The organism is Bradyrhizobium sp. 25ACV, assembly GCF_054863005.1.
The window spans coordinates 191,351-208,185 of sequence record NZ_JAVAYO010000010.1; the positions used below are offsets into that span (position 1 = coordinate 191,351).

Annotated in this window: 15 protein-coding genes; 7 read left to right on the top strand and 8 right to left on the bottom strand. The window is 65.8% G+C overall.

Features of this window, described 5'->3' with window-relative positions; all coding sequences use genetic code 11:
• Positions 1–4 precede the first annotated feature (4 nt).
• The 5 genes from RAD04_RS23735 to RAD04_RS23755 all read right to left on the bottom strand — a co-directional run bounded on the left by RAD04_RS23735 (position 5) and on the right by RAD04_RS23755 (position 6,712).
• Positions 5–565 (bottom strand): LemA family protein, encoded by a 561-nt coding sequence (locus RAD04_RS23735; protein ID WP_018323315.1) that lies wholly within the window; start codon positions 563–565, stop codon positions 5–7.
• A 139-nt stretch (positions 566–704) separates the two neighbouring features.
• Entirely contained in the window at positions 705–1,682 is a 978-nt protein-coding gene (locus RAD04_RS23740; RefSeq protein ID WP_461625698.1) for a small ribosomal subunit Rsm22 family protein, read from the bottom strand.
• Between the two features lie 60 nt (positions 1,683–1,742).
• On the bottom strand, positions 1,743–5,207 hold the full coding sequence (gene smc / locus RAD04_RS23745; protein WP_461625699.1) for a chromosome segregation protein SMC: 3,465 nt from the start codon (positions 5,205–5,207) through the stop codon (positions 1,743–1,745).
• 218 nt (positions 5,208–5,425) lie between these two features.
• Positions 5,426–6,082: a DsbA family protein gene (locus tag RAD04_RS23750; protein ID WP_091956077.1), complete on the bottom strand. Its 657-nt coding sequence runs from the start codon at positions 6,080–6,082 to the stop codon at positions 5,426–5,428.
• Between the two features lie 138 nt (positions 6,083–6,220).
• Complete coding sequence (locus RAD04_RS23755) at positions 6,221–6,712, bottom strand: DUF721 domain-containing protein (protein ID WP_461625700.1); 492 nt, start codon at positions 6,710–6,712, stop codon at positions 6,221–6,223.
• Between the two features lie 198 nt (positions 6,713–6,910).
• Between RAD04_RS23755 and mutY the strand changes: the two genes are divergently transcribed.
• Positions 6,911–8,029 (top strand): A/G-specific adenine glycosylase, encoded by a 1,119-nt coding sequence (gene mutY, locus RAD04_RS23760; RefSeq protein WP_461625701.1) that lies wholly within the window; start codon positions 6,911–6,913, stop codon positions 8,027–8,029.
• A 52-nt stretch (positions 8,030–8,081) separates the two neighbouring features.
• Positions 8,082–8,501, top strand: a complete 420-nt coding sequence (locus RAD04_RS23765; protein WP_461625702.1) for a PaaI family thioesterase — start codon at positions 8,082–8,084, stop codon at positions 8,499–8,501.
• 3 nt (positions 8,502–8,504) lie between these two features.
• Here the strand turns inward: RAD04_RS23765 and RAD04_RS23770 are convergent, their stop codons facing one another.
• Entirely contained in the window at positions 8,505–8,963 is a 459-nt protein-coding gene (locus RAD04_RS23770) for a hypothetical protein (protein ID WP_461625703.1), read from the bottom strand.
• 701 nt (positions 8,964–9,664) lie between these two features.
• Positions 9,665–10,945: a flavin-dependent oxidoreductase gene (locus tag RAD04_RS23775; RefSeq protein WP_461625704.1), complete on the bottom strand. Its 1,281-nt coding sequence runs from the start codon at positions 10,943–10,945 to the stop codon at positions 9,665–9,667.
• Between the two features lie 125 nt (positions 10,946–11,070).
• Here RAD04_RS23775 and RAD04_RS23780 point away from each other — a divergent pair, with 125 nt between their 5' ends.
• A complete protein-coding gene (locus tag RAD04_RS23780; protein ID WP_091956347.1) occupies positions 11,071–11,691 on the top strand; it encodes a glutathione S-transferase family protein in 621 nt (206 codons plus the stop codon).
• A gap of 195 nt (positions 11,692–11,886) precedes the next feature.
• Here the strand turns inward: RAD04_RS23780 and RAD04_RS23785 are convergent, their stop codons facing one another.
• Entirely contained in the window at positions 11,887–12,804 is a 918-nt protein-coding gene (locus RAD04_RS23785; protein WP_461625770.1) for a LysR family transcriptional regulator, read from the bottom strand.
• Positions 12,805–12,895: 91 nt separating this feature from the next.
• Between RAD04_RS23785 and RAD04_RS23790 the strand changes: the two genes are divergently transcribed.
• The 4 genes from RAD04_RS23790 to RAD04_RS23805 all read left to right on the top strand — a co-directional run bounded on the left by RAD04_RS23790 (position 12,896) and on the right by RAD04_RS23805 (position 16,805).
• Positions 12,896–13,339, top strand: a complete 444-nt coding sequence (locus tag RAD04_RS23790) for a nuclear transport factor 2 family protein (protein WP_461625705.1) — start codon at positions 12,896–12,898, stop codon at positions 13,337–13,339.
• Between the two features lie 83 nt (positions 13,340–13,422).
• Positions 13,423–13,557: a DUF1127 domain-containing protein gene (locus RAD04_RS23795; RefSeq protein WP_461625771.1), complete on the top strand. Its 135-nt coding sequence runs from the start codon at positions 13,423–13,425 to the stop codon at positions 13,555–13,557.
• Between the two features lie 153 nt (positions 13,558–13,710).
• On the top strand, positions 13,711–14,262 hold the full coding sequence (locus tag RAD04_RS23800) for a biliverdin-producing heme oxygenase (protein WP_461625772.1): 552 nt from the start codon (positions 13,711–13,713) through the stop codon (positions 14,260–14,262).
• Positions 14,259–16,805 (top strand): HWE histidine kinase domain-containing protein, encoded by a 2,547-nt coding sequence (locus tag RAD04_RS23805; RefSeq protein ID WP_461625706.1) that lies wholly within the window; start codon positions 14,259–14,261, stop codon positions 16,803–16,805. The genes RAD04_RS23800 and RAD04_RS23805 overlap by 4 nt, the downstream gene beginning before the upstream one ends.
• Positions 16,806–16,835: the final 30 nt, after the last annotated feature.

Here is a 16,835-nt window from a genome sequence, read left to right on the forward strand (position 1 = left end):
AAGATCAGAACTTCACCTGCGGCGCGGCCTCGACCTCTGTGCGGCTGGCGCCGAGATCGAAGAAGTCCTTCCTGGTGAAGCCGAACATGCCGGCGAACAAAGCGGCGGGCAGCTGCTGGATGCCGGTGTTGTATTCCTGGACCGCGTTGTTGAAGAAGCGGCGGCTCGCCGCGATCTTGTTCTCGAGGTCGGAAAGCTCGGATGCGAGTTGCTGGAAATTGGCGTTGGCCTTGAGGTCGGGATAGGCCTCCGACAGCGCGATCAGCCGGCCGAGCGCGCCGGACAGCTGGTTCTCGGCCGCGGATACCTGCGCCGGCCCCTGCGCCGACATCGCCGAATTGCGTGCCTTGATGACGTCGTCGAGCGTGCCGCGCTCATGCGAGGCGTAGCCCTTCACCGTCTCGACCAGGTTCGGGATCAGGTCGTGGCGCTGCTTGAGCTGCACGTCGATATCGGCAAAGGCCTGGCCGACGCGCTGGCTCAGCGCCACCAGGCGGTTGTAGGCGCTGAAGGCGAATAGCGCGAGGACGACGATGACGCCGAGAACGATCCAGCCGGTCGACATGGAGAACTCCTGAAGGGGGGAAGAAGCAGGGCGCTAGGGTAGACCAAATCGGCGCGAGATGAGAGCCCGGCGCAGAGGGAAGGTAAGACTTGGTCGAATGAGGAACCGCCCGAGTTCAAGGCGAAAGTCCGGAACGAGGTTAACTTTCGGACAGAATGGCGTCGCCCCAGCGCCAGCGCCGTGCCCCAGCATAGGCGGTCTTGTCGCGACGAGGCACCCTCGTGATGGCGACGCCATCCTCGGTGCAGAGCTTGGCCGCGATCTCGGCCTTGGCGACATCCGGCGGGGCCAGCACGCGCGCGGCGCGGGTAGTCGGCGGCGCGCGGGTCAGCGCGACGTAAATAAAACGTTCGTCCTCGAATGGCACGTCGGCGCCCTTGATCTGGCGATGGGCCTGCGAGCGCGGCAGGCGCTGGCTGAAATGGCACCAGTCGGGGGCGGTGAGCGGGCAGGGCTTTTCGTGCGGGCAGGGGGCGACGACGTAAGCGCCAGCCGCGATCAGCTGCTGCCGCAGCGCGAGGATGCGCGCGGTGCCGGCGGGCGTACCGGGCTCGATCACGACCAGCGCGTGACGCGCTTTGGTCCACATGGCTTCTGCGAGCTTGCGTTGATCGGCTTCGCTCAATTCGCCGATGACGTAGCTCGCGACGACGAGATCGGCTTCGGAAACTTCAGCGAGATTCGCGCCTGCATCGCCCGGCAAATAACGGCACTCCGCCAATCGCGAGCTGTCGCGCGCCAGCTCGAGCGCGAGCCGGCTGAGCGTGGCGTTGGCGTCGAGCAGGGTGAAATCTTGCAGCGAGGAAAACGCCTCCGCGGCGGCCCAGCTCGCGGTGCCCGGGCCCGCGCCGATATCGAGTAACGTTTCGGGGGCGAGATCGGGCGCAATCTCGGTGAGCGCATTGAGGCTGGCGGCCACGGCCGCGTAGGTCGCCGGCATGCGCGCGAGCGCATAGGCAAGCGCATCGGCGTCCGACTTGATCGTGCCGGAGCCGCCGCCGGCGCGATAGGCGGTCGAGATTTTCTGCGACCGTTGTGCAGCGTCGGTGCGGGAGAAGCCCTGCAGCTTGCCGTCGAGGGCGGCCTTGAGTTCAGGAGGGAGCGTGGGCGAGATCATCGTCAACCTCACGTCATTCCGGGTTCTCGCTTCGCGAGCCCCGGAATGACGCCAAGGATATCACGCCACGTTCTGGTCGAGAATGTCCACCGCCTCTGACAGGCTGACCGACACCAGCTGCGAGACGCCGCGCTCGGCCATGGTGACGCCGAACAGGCGGTTCATCCGCGCCATCGTGATCGGATTGTGCGTGATGATGATGAAGCGCGTGTCGGTCGAGCCGGTCATCTCGTGCAACAGGTTGCAGTACCGTTCGACGTTGTGGTCGTCGAGCGGCGCGTCGACTTCGTCCAGCACGCAGATCGGCGAAGGGTTGGTGAGGAACACCGCGAAGATCAGCGCCATCGCGGTCAGCGCCTGCTCACCGCCCGAGAGAAGCGACAGCGTCTGCGGCTTCTTGCCCGGCGGTTTGGCAATGATTTCGAGGCCGGCTTCCAGCGGGTCGTCGCTCTCGATCAGGTGCAGCGCCGCTTCGCCGCCGCCGAACAGCTCGACGAACAGGCGCTTGAAGTGGTTGTTGACCACCTCGAACGAGGTCAGAAGCCGCTCGCGCGCCTCCTTGTTGAGGCTCTGGATGCCCTGGCGCAGCCGCTTGATGGCTTCGACCAGGTCGTCGCGCTCGGTGACGAGACCCGTGTGCTGGGTCTCGACCTCGCGCAGCTCTTCCTCGGCGCGCAGATTGACGGCGCCGAGGCGCTCGCGGTCGCGGCGCATCTTTTCGAGGTCTTCCTCGATGTCGTGCAGCGGCGGCAGCTCTGCGCCGGGCTCGATCTCGGCGAGGCCGGCAACGGCCTGCGGCTCGACTTCCAGCATGTCGCGGATCTCGCGCTCGATGTCCTCGAGCCGGCGCCGCGCGCCTTCCATGCGCTCCTCGGCGCGGGCGGTAGCCTCGCGCGAGCTGGAGAGTGCCTCCAAGGTCAGCTTGGCGACCCGATCGGTCTCTGCCATCGCGGTCTCCGCGGTGGCGAGCGCATCGGCGGCCATGCGGCGATCGTTCTCGGCGTATTCGATCTCGGTGATCAGCGCGCTGCGCTTTTCCGCGAATACTTGCGGCGCGTTTTCGAGCTCGCTGCGCTCGATCGTGAGCTCGGCGATACGGGCCTGGATGGTGTCGATGTGGGAGGCCGCGCTCTCCTTGCGGTTCTGCCACTCGGTGCGTTCGGCCAGGATTGCCTGCACGCGGCGGTCGGCGAGCTCGGCCTCGCGCGCCAGCGCCTGCGCCTCGGCGCGGACCTGGGCGGCCATGCGGCGATGGCCTTCGATGTCGCTGCGGACCGCGGCGAGACGGGTCTCGGTGTCCTCGCTCGACGGCAGCTCGGAGATGCCGGCTTCGGCATATTCATACGCAGCTTCGGCCTCGGCGCGGTCGGCGGCGAGACGGCTATGGGCTTCCGACAGCGTCGCCTTGCGCGCGGCGTGACGGCTGATCTCGCGTTCGGCGGTGGCATGACGCTCGCGCGCGACGTTCAGCTCGCGCTGCGCGGCGCGCCAGGCTTCGCGGCTGGCGCCTTCGGTGCTGGCCGCCATCTGCAGCTCGGACTCGGCGTTCTCCAGCGCCTGGCGCTTGATCTGCGCGTCGATGCGGGCCTGTTCCAGCTCGTTCTCGATGTCGACGAGGCGGGCGCGCTCGGCCAAGCGTCTCGCTGCGCCGGTCGGGGCGTGAGCGGCCGCGACAAAACCGTCCCAGCGCCAGACGTCGCCCTCGGGCGAAACCAGCCGCTGGCCGGTCTTGAGCTGAGAGACCAGCTCGGCACCGCGCTCGCGCGGCACCACGCCGATCTGGGCCAGACGGCGCGTCAGCTCGGCCGGCGCCTGCACATGATTGGCGAGCGGCACGGCGCCTTCGGGCAGCTCCGGATCGCCGTCGGTCTGTCCGACATTGGTCCAGCGCATCGGCGCCGACGGGTCGATCGGGGCATCGAGATCGTCGCCGAGCGCGGCGCCGATCGCCTTTTCAAAGCCCTTGTCGACGGTGATGCCGTCGATGATCGGCGGCCACAGATTCTTGGTCTCGCCGTTGAGGATCTTGGAAATCGTGCGCGCCTCGGTTTCGAGCCGCTGTGCGCGCTTGTCGGCCTCGACCAGCGGTGAGCGCGAGGATTCCAGCGTCTGGCGTGCCGCGACGTGGGCGGCTTCGCTCGCTTGCGCTGCGGCTTCCGAGGCGGCCAGCGTTTGCTCCGCGGTCTCGACCGTCGCGGTCAGCTCGTCGAGATCGCCGAAGCCGCCGGTCTCGGCGGCAAGCTTCTGCTCTTCCGCTGCGACGTTCGCGATCTCCTGGTCGAGCCGGGCGAGCTTGTCGCGGTGGGTGCGGACGTTGGCCTCGAGCTGGTTGCGCTTGGCGGTGAGGTCGGCGAGCGCGGTGGTGAGCTCGGCGAACTGCTGCTCGGTTTCGGTCAGCACCGCCTCGGCTTCGCCGACGCGCTCGTCGACACCGGAGCGCTTCTCGACGCGCGACTTGATCTCTTCTTTCAGCGCGGAATCTTCGGTGTCGAGCCGCTGCAGCGCGACGTCGGCGTCCATGGTTTGCTGCTGGGCGCGCGAGATATCGCCTTCGAACTGGGCGAGGCGGCGCTCGAGCTCGGCGACGCGCTCCTTGGCGCGCTCTTCCTCGCGGTCGAGCAGCTCGCGGGCATTAGTCAGGCGCTGCAAGCCTGCGGCGGCGCGCGCCTCGGCATCGCGCAGCGCCGGCATTTCGGCGGCGCGGATCGCCTGGATGCGGGCGGCTTCGGCCTGGTGCTGGGTGCGCTCGGCCATCTCGCGGACGGCGATGTCATGGGTCTGGCCGGATTCGTTGACGTCGGCATGCGCGCCGATCCAGCGCAGATGAAAGAGCGTAGCTTCGGCCTTGCGGACCTTGGCCGCGACCTCGCGGTAGCGCACGGCCTGGCGGGCCTGCTTCTTCAGGCCTTCCATTTGTCCTGCGAGCTGGCCGATCACGTCCTCGACGCGGGTCAGGTTGGTTTCGGCCGCCTTCAGCCGCAGCTCGGCCTCGTGGCGGCGGGCGTGCAGACCGGCGACGCCGGCAGCGTCTTCCAGCACGCGACGGCGCTGCTCGGGCTTGGCCTGGATGATCTCGCCGATCTTGCCTTGGTGGACGAGAGCCGGCGAACGCGCGCCGGTGGCGGCATCCGCAAACAGGATCTGCACGTCGCGGGCGCGTACGTCGCGGCCGTTGATGCGATAGACCGACCCCGCCTCGCGCTCGATGCGGCGGGAGATTTCGAGCAGCTGGCTGTCGTTCATCGCCGCCGGCGCGGTGCGATCGGCATTGTCGATCGTCATCGTCACTTCGGCGTGGTTGCGCGCGGGACGGTTGCCGGAGCCGGCGAAGATCACCGCGTCCATGTCGGCGGCGCGCAGCGACTTATACGAGGTCTCACCCATCGCCCAGCGCAGCGCTTCGACGAGATTCGACTTGCCGCAGCCGTTGGGTCCGACCACGCCGGTCAGGCCGGGCTCGATGACGAAGTCCGTGGGCTCAACGAAGGACTTGAAGCCGTGAAGGCGCAGGCGGGTGATTTTCATAAGCACGCATCTCTGTTGGCAGGCGCGAATCCCCCTGCCGGGACACTACCATGGAAGACAGTGTCGCTATCCGGGGTGAGTCGCGCGAGGCGCCTCATGCGGCTGGACAATGGCCGCGGTGCCCCGCGAGGGCAACCGGCCAAAGCCGCTTTTCCCAAGGGATTTATGCCGGGAAAGATACGGCTTTCGAGATGCGAATCAGGATCTTGACGAGCGAATCAGCTCTTCAGCAGCGGATTGATCTTCTTGGCGAACTCCTCGAACGAGGCCTCGCCCTTGATCTTCTCGCCGTTGATGAAGAAGGTCGGCGTCGAATCCACCTTCAGAACGTCGCTGGCATATTTCTGGTCGGCGGCGATCTTGTCGAGCAGCGCCTGGTCCTTCAGGCAGGCCTCGACCTGCTGCTGGGTGAGGCCGGCCTGCTTGCCGATCCGCGTCAGGGTCTCGGTGGTGTTCTTCACCACCCAGTCGTTCTGCTGGCGGAACAGCATGTCGGTGACGGCGAAGTATTTCGGCCCATCACCATTGGCGATGCAGCGCGACAGCATCGAGCCCGCGGCGGCTTTGATGTCGAGCGGGAACTCGCGGAAGATGTACTTCACCTTGCCGGTGTCGATGTATTCCTTCTTGATCTTCGGGAACACCTGCTCGTTGAAGGCGGCGCAGTGCGGGCAGGTCATCGAGGCGTATTCGGTGATGGTGACGGCGGCATCGTTGGGCCCGAGCGCCATGTCGGGCAGCGACACGGGCTTGGCGACGTCGGCAGCCGACTGCGCCATGGCGTCGGAGATGAGCCGCAGCGGCGAGAACCCGGCGACGGCGGCAAGCCCGGTCAGCGACAGCATCGTGGTGAAGGCGCGGCGGGTGATGATCAAGGTCGGCTCCCGAATTGGCAAAAATGTCGCCCCAGGGTCTATGAAGTTCCCGCCCGGGCGGCCTGTCGCTAGCTTGAAACGTAGCTTGAGGCAATGGCGAGCGGTAGAGACGGGTTCAGATTGACCGCGAAATAAGGCTCAATTTCGCTTGATGGCGGCCCCCAGCCGCGCCAGCGCCGTCTTCAGTTGTTCATCTTCGATGTCACCAAGGCTCTCCGCCACCTTGGCCACCGATTTAGGATCGGGCGGGCCGGGTCGCACCGGCCGGCGCGCGCGCGACAGCGGAGCCTGGCGGAAGGCGAGCTTGCCGACCGCGCTCCAGCCGAAGAAGCGGTTGACGCGCTCCAGGATGATGTCGGCGGAATGCTGGATCTCCAGCGCCATCGGCCCCTCGACCCGCAGCACCAGGGTCGCCGGCTCCTGCGGCTGGCCCTCCACCGGGCGCGGCCATTGCATCTTCAGCGGCTCGGCATGGGCCGCGATCTCGGGGCCTGCAATCTGCGCCCACCGCGTCACCAGCTCGCGTGCGGCAAAGCCCTGCTTGGCATAGGCCTCGGCAAAGACGTCGTTGAGCAGGACGCCCAGCGGCTTGGCGCTGATGGGACCCGGTTTGGGAGGGAATTTGGACATGGGTCCTTATAGCACTTCTGACGCGCCGGCCGCAGAGACTTCGTCGTCATGGCCGGGCATAGCCGTCCGAAGGACGGCGTCGCTTCCGTCCGCCTATGTCCCCGCCATCCACGTTCCCCTGCGAAGAAAGACGTGGATGCCCGCGACAAGCGCGGGCATGACGTGGAGAGATTGAGGTCACACCGCTACAGTGGGAGCATGAGCCCTAAATCGGCGCTGAAGGCGAAATCGGAACCCAGTCAGGCGGAGACCTCGTCGCGCCCGGTGGCGTTGCTCGCTTGGTACGACCGCCACCGGCGCCGGTTGCCGTGGCGGGCCGCGCCCGGCGAGACCTCGGACCCATACCGCGTCTGGCTGTCGGAGATCATGCTGCAGCAGACCACGGTGAAGGCGGTCGGGCCCTATTTCGAAAAATTCGTCGCGCGCTGGCCGGATGTCACTGCGCTCGGACGGGCCTCGCAGGATGATGTGCTGCGGATGTGGGCCGGGCTCGGCTATTACTCGCGCGCGCGTAACCTGTACGCCTGCGCGGTCGCGGTGACGCGCGAGCATGGCGGCATCTTTCCCGACACCGAGGAGGGGCTGCGTGCGCTACCGGGCATCGGGCCGTACACGGCGGCGGCGATCGCTGCGATCGCCTTCGATCGCCACACCATGCCGGTCGACGGCAATATCGAGCGCGTGGTGTCGCGGCTCTTTGCAGTTGAAGATGAGCTCCCGCAGGCGAAACCTCTGATCCAGCAATTGGCGGCGACGCTGCTTGCAAACTCCCGCGCCGGCGACAGTGCGCAGGCGCTGATGGATTTGGGCGCCTCGATCTGCACGCCGAAAAAGCCGGCCTGCTCGCTGTGTCCGCTGAACGAGGATTGCACGGCGCGCCACCAAGGCACGCAGGAGACCTTTCCGCGCAAGGCGCCGAAGAAGAGCGGAACGTTGCGGCGCGGAGCGGCCTTCGTCGTCACACGCGGTGAGGAGCTGCTGGTCCGCAGCCGGCCCGAAAAGGGCCTGCTCGGCGGCATGACCGAAGTGCCCGGCTCGGACTGGCTCGCCGGCCAGGACGACGCGGCGGCGAAGCTGCAGGCGCCGGCGCTGAAGGGGCTGTCGCGCTGGCAGCGCAAAATGGGCGTCGTCACCCACGTCTTCACACATTTTCCGCTGGAGCTGGTGGTCTACACGGCGAAGGCCGCAGCCCGTACCCGTGCGCCCGAGGGTATGCGCTGGGTGCCGCTCGCCACCCTTGCGGACGAGGCGCTGCCCAATGTCATGCGCAAGGTCATTGCGCACGCGCTCAACCTTTCAGCGGGCTCGTCCTCCTGACAGCACGCTGGCAGCAGGGCTACGCTATCGGGGTGCGAAACGGAGGCTGCCAATGGTCAAGACCGCGCTCGACAATTTTCCAAGGCCACCCTGTGCGGAGCTCTTGGGATGGCGCCTGCTCGATGCCCGCCCCGAGGAGGGCTGGATCAAGCTCGGCTTCGAGGGCAAGCCGGAGTTCTGCAATCCGGCGGGCTTCATCCAGGGCGGCATGCTCTCGGCCATGCTCGACGACACCATGGGCCCGGCGGTGCTGGTGATGAGTGAGGGCCGGTTCTACACCACCACCATCAGCATGACCGTGAATTTCCTCAGCCCCGCCAAGCCCGGTCCGATCATCGGGGAGGCGAAGGTGACGCAGCTCGGCAAGACGATTGCGTTCGTCGAGGCCAAGTTGATGGCGGAGAACGGCACGGTGCTGGCAACGGCAAGCGCGACCGAGCGGCTGCTGGAAGCGGCAAGGGTGGTGCGGTAGTCGTTACCGTCGGGGCCGTGTCGCGGAGTGCTGCGCGCAAGGCTTATACAGCGCCTGAAGTGCTTTGCCGCGCAGCAAGATGAGTTGCCGCCTCAACCCGCCGCGCGCCGCGATCCAACGCTGCACCGGCCCGGGATACATGGAGTATAGGTAATTGGTAGCGTCATGGTCGGTAATCGTCCTTCCCTTCCGACCGAAATCCCAAGCAGCGTGGAAGCCGAGAGCGGCCTTCGAGGTCACACAGATTTTGTCAGCGGCAACTGCACCGAGAACGATGGTGCACGATGAGGCACAAAGTCCATCGATGATGACGGTCTCGCCGGAAGTGCGCAGGCGTTCATATCTGTCAACATAGGTGTCGATTAGCCCGCCACGATCGCCGGCGATCCGTATCGCCGCATGACTTGCGTGCATTTCGGCCAGCAAGATAGCCGCCGCAAGCAACTCCGCCCGGAACTTCATGATCGCAGCCTCGGTTATTCGCGTCTATCGAATGGACAAATTTCTCTCGCATCCAAGGATTGGCTTAGATCGAAGCGCACCAGCGGGCGGTTGCGGCCGCTCATGGTCTTCAGCCTCGGCCTGAAAGCGCTGGACCAATTCGGGTCTTTGAAACAGACAGGCGTTGATCTAGGTCAATTGGACATGCAGGGCGCGCCAAATGATGGGGCAAGTGCCTGTCCCGTTGACGGCATCACCCTGCGGATAGAACCGGCACTCCAATGACGGGAGAACGCCCATGTTTCGATATGCTCTGGTTGGCTTGGCCGCAGCCGCTCTTGTCGGCGCAAGCCTTGTTCCCGATGACGCACTCGCCCGCGGCGGCCGCGGAGGAGGTGGCGCCTATCGGGGAGGGGGGTTTCACGGAGGAGGCGCGCACTACAGAGGCGGTGCCGTTCACGCTGGTCGCTACGGCCGCGCTCACGTCTCCCGGCCGATAGCAGGTTACCCCGTAGCACGTACTGCGGCGCGTAGAGGCGTCTACCGGGGAGCCGCATACGGAGCCGCGGCAGTCGGAGTTGGAGCGGCGGCGGCTGGTGCATACGGCTACTACAATAACCGTTGCTACGATGCCTACGGCAATTGGGTGTGTTCCGGACAGTATGGATATTGATGGGCCGTGACGGACGCGGGGCGGTTGGACAACTCTTACCGCCCCGCCTTCAGGCGCTCGCGCGCTTCGCATCTCCACTGACGATCGGCGGCTTCGCGTTCAGCGCCTCGACCTGGAAGCCCGCAACGCGCTTGTAGTTGGCGGCGATGTCTTCCAGTTCCTTCTGCGACAGCACGTCGGTGACGACCTCAAAGCCGTCGGGCGCGCGCTCCTCGACCAGTTGCATGACCTGCTCGGGTCCGTTCCTGCGGTTGAGCAGGACGAGGTCGGTGGTCGCGGGCCGGCGCTCGGCCTCATAGGCGAGCAGCGCCGCGGTCGTCGGTCCATGCGCGAGAATCTCGCGGGTGATGGTGCGGGCATCGAGGATGGCCTGCGAGGCGCCGTTCGAGCCGATCGGATACATCGGATGCGCGGCATCGCCCATCAGCGTGACTTTGCCGAAGGTCCATTGCGAGACCGGATCGCGGTCGACCAGCGGATATTCATAGGCGTGCGGGCAGTTCTTGATCAGGCCGGGCACATCGAGCCAGTCGAATTGCCAACTCTCGAACCAGGGCAGAAATTCCTCCAGCCGCGCGGTGCGATTATAGTCCTCGCGCCGCCACTGATAGGTCGGCGGCATGTGGCGCTCGGCGACCCAGTTGATTAGATGGTTGCCCGCCGCGTCCGGCGCCTTGCTGATCGGATAGCAGACGAATTTCAGGATCTCATGGCCGGCCATGATCATGGTGCGGCCGGTCAGGAAGGCCTTGGACGGCGTGACGCCGCGCCAGAGGATGCGGCCGTTCCAGATCGGCGGACCTTCATTGGGATAGAGCTTTTCGCGCGCGGCGGAATGGATGCCGTCGGCGGCGATCAGGATCGCGCCGTCGTAAGTCCCGGCGGCCTTGCCGGTTGCCCGGTCGATGAAGTCGGCGCGCACGCCGTCTGCCGTCTCGGTCCAGCCGGTCAGATGGTGGCTGGTGAGGATGTTGTCGCGGCCGAGCCGCTCGATCGCGGTGTCGAGCAGGAGCTGTTGCAGCGTGCCGCGATGGATCGAGAATTGCGGCCATTTGTAGCCGGCCTCCAGCCCGCGCGGCTCGCTCCAGATCGGCTTGCCGTGCTTGGAGAAATAGGCGAGCTCGCGCGTCCGCACCCCGCTGGCGTCCAGTCTGTCCATCAGCCCGAGCTCGATCAGCTCGCGCACCGCATGCGGCAGCACGTTGATGCCGACGCCGAGCGGCTTCAGTTCCGCGACGCTCTCGAACACTTTTACGGGAACGCCGATCTGGTGCAGGCTGAGCGCAAGCGTCAGCCCGCCGATGCCGCCACCGGCGATGAGTACGGTCATGACAAAATCCCCTCCGATTGACGGCGTCTTCGCACGGCCGGGCGGCCGTGGGCAACTGCGAAGAGGTCCCCTATGGACGGGGCGGCGGAGGGCCGTTAACCTCGGGCTTTCCCATGAGGTCCGACATGCTCAAGCTCTACTACGCCACCGGCACCTGCGCGCTCGCCACCTACATCACCCTGGAGGAGGCCGGCGCCGACTACGCGGCTGAACGGCTGAGCTTCAAGGACAACCAGCAGAACAGCCCGGACTATCTCAAGATCAACCCGAAGGGCCGCGTGCCGGCGCTGGTGACCGATCGCGGCGTCCTCACCGAGACGCCGGCAATGCTGGCCTATCTCGCGCAGACGTTTCCCAAGGCGAAGCTCGCACCGCTCGATGATCCCTTCGACTTCGCCCAGGTGCAGTCGTTCAACTCCTACCTCTGCTCGACCGTGCACATCAATCATGCCCACAAGATGCGCGGTCCGCGCTGGGCGACGCAGGAGAGCTCGTTCGCCGACATGAAGGCGATGGTCCCGAAGACCATGGCCGCCTGCTTCGCCCTGATCGAGCAGAAGATGTTTCGGGGGCCCTGGGTGATGGGCGATCAGTTCACGATCTGCGATCCGTATCTCTACACACTCTCGACCTGGCTCGAAGGCGACAGCGTCGACATCAACGCAACGCCGAAGATCGCCGACCATTTCAAGCGCATGTCGGATCGTCCCGCGGTGCGCAAGGTGATGGACGCGCAGAAGGCGTGACAAATACGCGGTGTCGTCCCGGGCAAGCGCAAGCGCAGACCCGGGACCCATACCGCGGAATCTATCGATTGCGATCGGTAGCAATCCCGAACGACCAGTCTTCGCTAAACCGCATCCTGTGGTTATGGGTCCCGGATCGGCGCTCCGCTTCGCTGCGCTTGTCCGGGACGACGCCGTGTTTGGTGAAGCAGCATCCTACCCAGCCTTCCGCTTCTCCAATTCCCGCCCCGTCTCCAGCATCAGCCGCCGCAGCCAGATCGAGCCGGGGTCCATCTGCGCGCGAGTCGGGTAGAACATGAACTGCTCGTCGATCCCGGGGTCGAGCGGCGGCGTCACTGTGACGAGGCCGAGCTGCTTCGACAGCGCAGCGATCAGCCGGCTCGGCACGAAGGCGACGAGATCGGTGCGGGCGGCGACGTGCAGCGCTTCGAGATAGCCTGACACGACAAGCGAGATGTGCCGCTCGATGCCCTTGGCGCGCAGCCAGGTGTCGATCAGATCCTCGTTGCTGCCACGGATGATCACGCCGACATGGCGCGCGGCCAGGAACGTCTCGCGCCGCTTCAGCTTCGCGGCCAAGGGGTGGCCGCGCCGCACCGCCAGCGCGTCGCTGTCGACGTAGAGTAGCTGGCGGTGAAAGCCCTTGAAGGCGTTTCCGATCGAGATCACGAGGTCGATGGTGCGGGCGAACTCGGCGTGGAAAATCGCCGATCCCCGCCATGGCACGATGTCGATGCGGACGTTGGGCGCGGCCCGCGTCACCTTCTCCATCAGCGGCGGCATCAGCAGCTCGACTGCGAGATCCGGCATCATCAGGCGGAATTGCCGTTCGCTGCGTGCGGCATCGAAGTCATCGGGCACGAACAGGCCGCGCACCTGATCGAGCGCCTGCGCCAGCGGCGCGCGCAGGGCCTGCGCCCGCGGCGTCAGCTCCATCCGTGCACCGGTGCGCACCAGCAGCGGATCTCCAAGGATGTCGCGCAGGCGCTGCAGTGCGTGGCTGGCCGCCGGCTGCGACAGGCCCATCCGAAGCGCGGCGCGGCTGACACTGGCCTCGCGCAGCAGGGCGTCGAGCGCGGTCAGCAGGTTGAGGTCAAGCGAATTCAAATTCATCGGGCGAATAGATATCATATTCTCTATCGATTTGAAGAATTCTGATGCTGCGGCGATGATCTCCGCGTTCCCACCAAACGGAGATGCCGCCATGAACGCGAGCGCCAACAAGAAGCTGATGCAGGATATTTTCGCCGCCGCCGCCAATCCAGATCCGGCTGCGCGCGATCGCGCCCTGTTCGCTGCAAGCCTTGCCGAAGATGCCAAATGGGTCGTGACCGGCCAGTATTCCTGGTCGCGCACCTTCTCAGGCAGGGAGTCGATCCTCAACGATCTGCACGGCTATGTGCGCACCCGCCTGCGCGACCGCACGCGCACGGTCGCGCACCGCTTCATCGCCGACGGCGATGTGGTCGTCGTGGAGGCCAAGGGCGACAACGTCACGCCCGAAGGCGTGCGCTACGACAATGACTATTGCCTGGTGTTTCGTCTCGAGGACGGCAAGATCAAGGAGATCCGCGAGTACTGCGACTCGATCCTGACCGAGCGGGCGCTCGGTTCTTTTCCGCAGGCGCCGGTGAGGGCCGCGAGCTGAGCGGATTGCACGTCACGTCCACCGGCCGATTTCATCAGGCGGAGCCGGCGATGGTCGTGCGGGCGTGGCGGGCGCTGGTCGAGATGGTCCGTATCAGGCGCGAACGGTCCCGGGCTCGGGATCAACTCGCCGCCATGAGCGCGCGGGAGCTTCTGGACTGCGGCATGACCAGGGCGGAGATCACGTACGAGCTGCACAAGCCCCGTCGATGGAGATAGAAGGTCGACGGCCCGCGCTTCTCCAGATTTTCCAGAGCCGGCGGAACCTTCGTGTTCCGCCGGCGTTTTTCTCGCTTCCGGGGCAATCGCGCCCCTACATTGCGTGCACTTGGAAATTTCATGCTGGCTGGGGTTTCGGACGTCTCGACACAGGTGAACCCCGGCTTCCATGGACTGCGTGAGCGACTGAGAGATGCGACTGCGGCTGCGCACCGGGAGCTCGATGCGCAACTTTCGTCTTTCGATCTCACTGTCTTGGCGGGCTATCGCCGCTTTCTGCAAGCCAGCGCCGGAGCGCTTCTTCCGCTCGAGGCCGCGCTTGTCGCGGCAGGCGTCGCCAGGATATTCCCGGACTGGCCGGAGCGGTCGCGCAGCGCCGCGATCGCGGCCGACCTCGGGCGGCTCGGCAGCGCCGCGCAATCCACCGTATCGGTGCCGCCGCTGACGCCCAGCGGTGTGCTCGGTACGATGTACGTGCTGGAGGGCTCTCGGCTCGGGGCCAAGTTCCTGCTGAAAGAGGTCGCAGAGGCCGCCGACCTGCGCATGACGGAGGCCACCAGCTATCTCAGTCATGGTGCAGGCAAGCGCCTGTGGCAGAGTTTCCTGTCGAAGCTTCAAAGCGAAGAGGCCTGCGATGAGGTCGAGGTGATCGCGGCGGCACGTAATGCCTTTGCCGCATTCGAGCAGGCGGCGGACCGGGCATGAACGAGGTGGTCAATCTCACCAATTGCGATCGCGAGCCGATCCACGTTCCCGGCAGCGTGCAGCCGTTTGGCTTCATGCTCGCTGTGCTCTCGGATTTCACGATCTGCATGGCCTCGGACAATGTCGGTAGCTTCCTCGGAAGCGACATCGCCGATCTCCTCCAGCAGCCGTTGACGAGCGTCATCTCCGAAGCCGCTGTCGAGACCATCCGCGGCCGCGTCGACTATTTGAGTGGGCCGGATGCGACCGAGCGCCTGTTCGGCGTCGAGCTCCAGGCGGGCAAGCCGCTTTACGATCTCTCGATCCATTTCTCCGGCGTCTACCTCATCGTCGAGGCGGAGCCGAGCGTCCACGAGCCCGGGGTCAATTCCGGCGAGCTCGTCCGCCTGATGCTCGAACGGATCCGCAAGACACGCGGCATGACCGAGCTCGCGCGGGAGGCCGCGCGCCAGCTCAAGGTGCTGACCGGATTCGATCGCGTCATGGTCTACCAGTTTCACCCGGATGGATCGGGCGAGGTGATCGCGGAGACCGCAGAAGCAGGGCTCGAATCCTTCCTCGGCCTGCGTTATCCTGCATCGGATATCCCAAGGCAGGCGCGCGCCCTCTACCAGCGCAACTGGCTGCGCATCATCGCCGACGTCAATGCCAGGCCGGCCGCCCTGATGTCGACCGCCACGCACAATGCGGGATTGCTCGACCTTTCGATGAGCGTGCTGCGCTCGGTCTCGCCGATCCATATCGAATATCTGCGCAACATGGGGGTGGCGGCCTCGATGTCGGTATCGATCCTGCGCGATGGCAAGCTGTGGGGTCTGTTCGCCTGTCATCATTATTCGCCGCGGTACATTTCGTTCGACAAGCGTACAGCCTCCGAGCTGTTCGGGCAGATGTTCTCCTGGATCGTCGAGGGACGCGAGCGCGAGGGCGATGTCGCCTATGAGACGCGAGCCCACCAGGTCCAGGAGCGCTTGATCGAGATCGCGGCCTCGCACGAGCACAGCCGGCGCGCGATCGTCGACTTTCTCGGCGACTACCGCAAGATGATCGGGTGCGACGGCGTCGCGGTCTGGTCTGACAACAAGATCGCGCTTGAGGGCGACACGCCGACCGAAGACGAGGTGAAGGACCTCGTCGCCTTCATCAACCGGACCTCGCCCGGCCGGATCTTCGCCAGCGCCGAGATCGGCAAGGTCTATGCCGCCGGCCAGGCCTTTCGCGACCGCGCGGCGGGTTTTCTGGCCATCCCGATCTCGCGGACCCCGCGCGACTGCCTGATCTTCTTCCGGCGCGAGGTCACGCGTTCCGTGAACTGGGCCGGCGCTCCCGACAAGGTCTACGACGAAGGTCCGAACGGGCCGCGCCTGACGCCGCGCAAGAGCTTCGAGCTCTGGCAGGAGACGGTTGCGGGCCAGTCGAAACCGTGGTCGGCAGCCGACATCCGCATCGCCGAGAGCCTGCGCGTCACACTGCTGGAAGTGATCCTGCAATTGTCCGATCTCGCCGCGCGCGAGCGCCGCGGCGCGCAGGAGCGGCAGGAGCTGATGATCGCCGAGCTCAATCACCGCGTCCGCAACATCCTGAGCCTGGTCCGCGCGCTGGTGGCGCAGAGCAAGGACACGGCGACGAGCGTGGAGGAGTTTGCGAGCGTTCTCGGCGGCCGCATCCAGGCCCTGGCTCGCGCCCATGACCAGATCACCAACCTGAACTGGGCGCCGGTGGCGCTGCGGACCCTCCTCGAATCCGAAGCCGGCGCCTATCTCGGGGCGCGCGCAGGCCGGATCAAGATGGGCGGCCCGGACGTCGCGCTCGATCCCAAGGCGTTTGCCACGCTAGCTCTCGTCGTCCACGAGATGATGACCAATTCCGCCAAATATGGCGCGCTCGCCGATTCCACAGGGAGCGTCGAGGTGATCTGGCGCCTCGATCCCTCGTCGAGCCTCGTGATCGAATGGAAGGAAAGCGGCGGGCCACCGGTGCAACCACCGTCGCGGCGCGGCTTCGGCACCACGATCATCGAGCGCTCGGTGCCGTTCGATCTCAAAGGCGATGCGGAAATCCGCTTCGACCTTCTGGGCGTGCAGGCGACCTTCGTCATTCCCCCCAATTTCGTCGAGCTGGTGCCGTCGATAGCAGGAGCCGCCATGCGTCTTGAGGAACAACAGTCCAGCCGGCCCCGGATCTCCGAGACCGCGCTGATCGTCGAGGACAATCTGATCATCGCAATGGCGGCGGAGGTCATCCTGCTCGATCTCGGCGCGCGTCATGTCGACATCGCCGCGACCGTCGACCAGGCGCTGCGCTCGATCGAGCGCAGCCGGCCGAGCTTTGCCCTGCTCGATCTCAACCTCGGCAGCGAGAGCAGCATCAAGGTGGCGCAGAAGCTGAAGGAGATTGGTGTGCCCTTCATCTTCGCAACCGGCTATGGCGATCGCGCGCCGCTTCCGGTGGAGTTGGCCTCCGCGCCGGTGGTTCAGAAGCCGTACACGCTGGAAGTCGTCGAGAACGCGCTCGGCAAGTTGCAACAGGCCGGCGCCCCATAGTCGTTCGTCCTGTGAACGCATGCAGCGCTC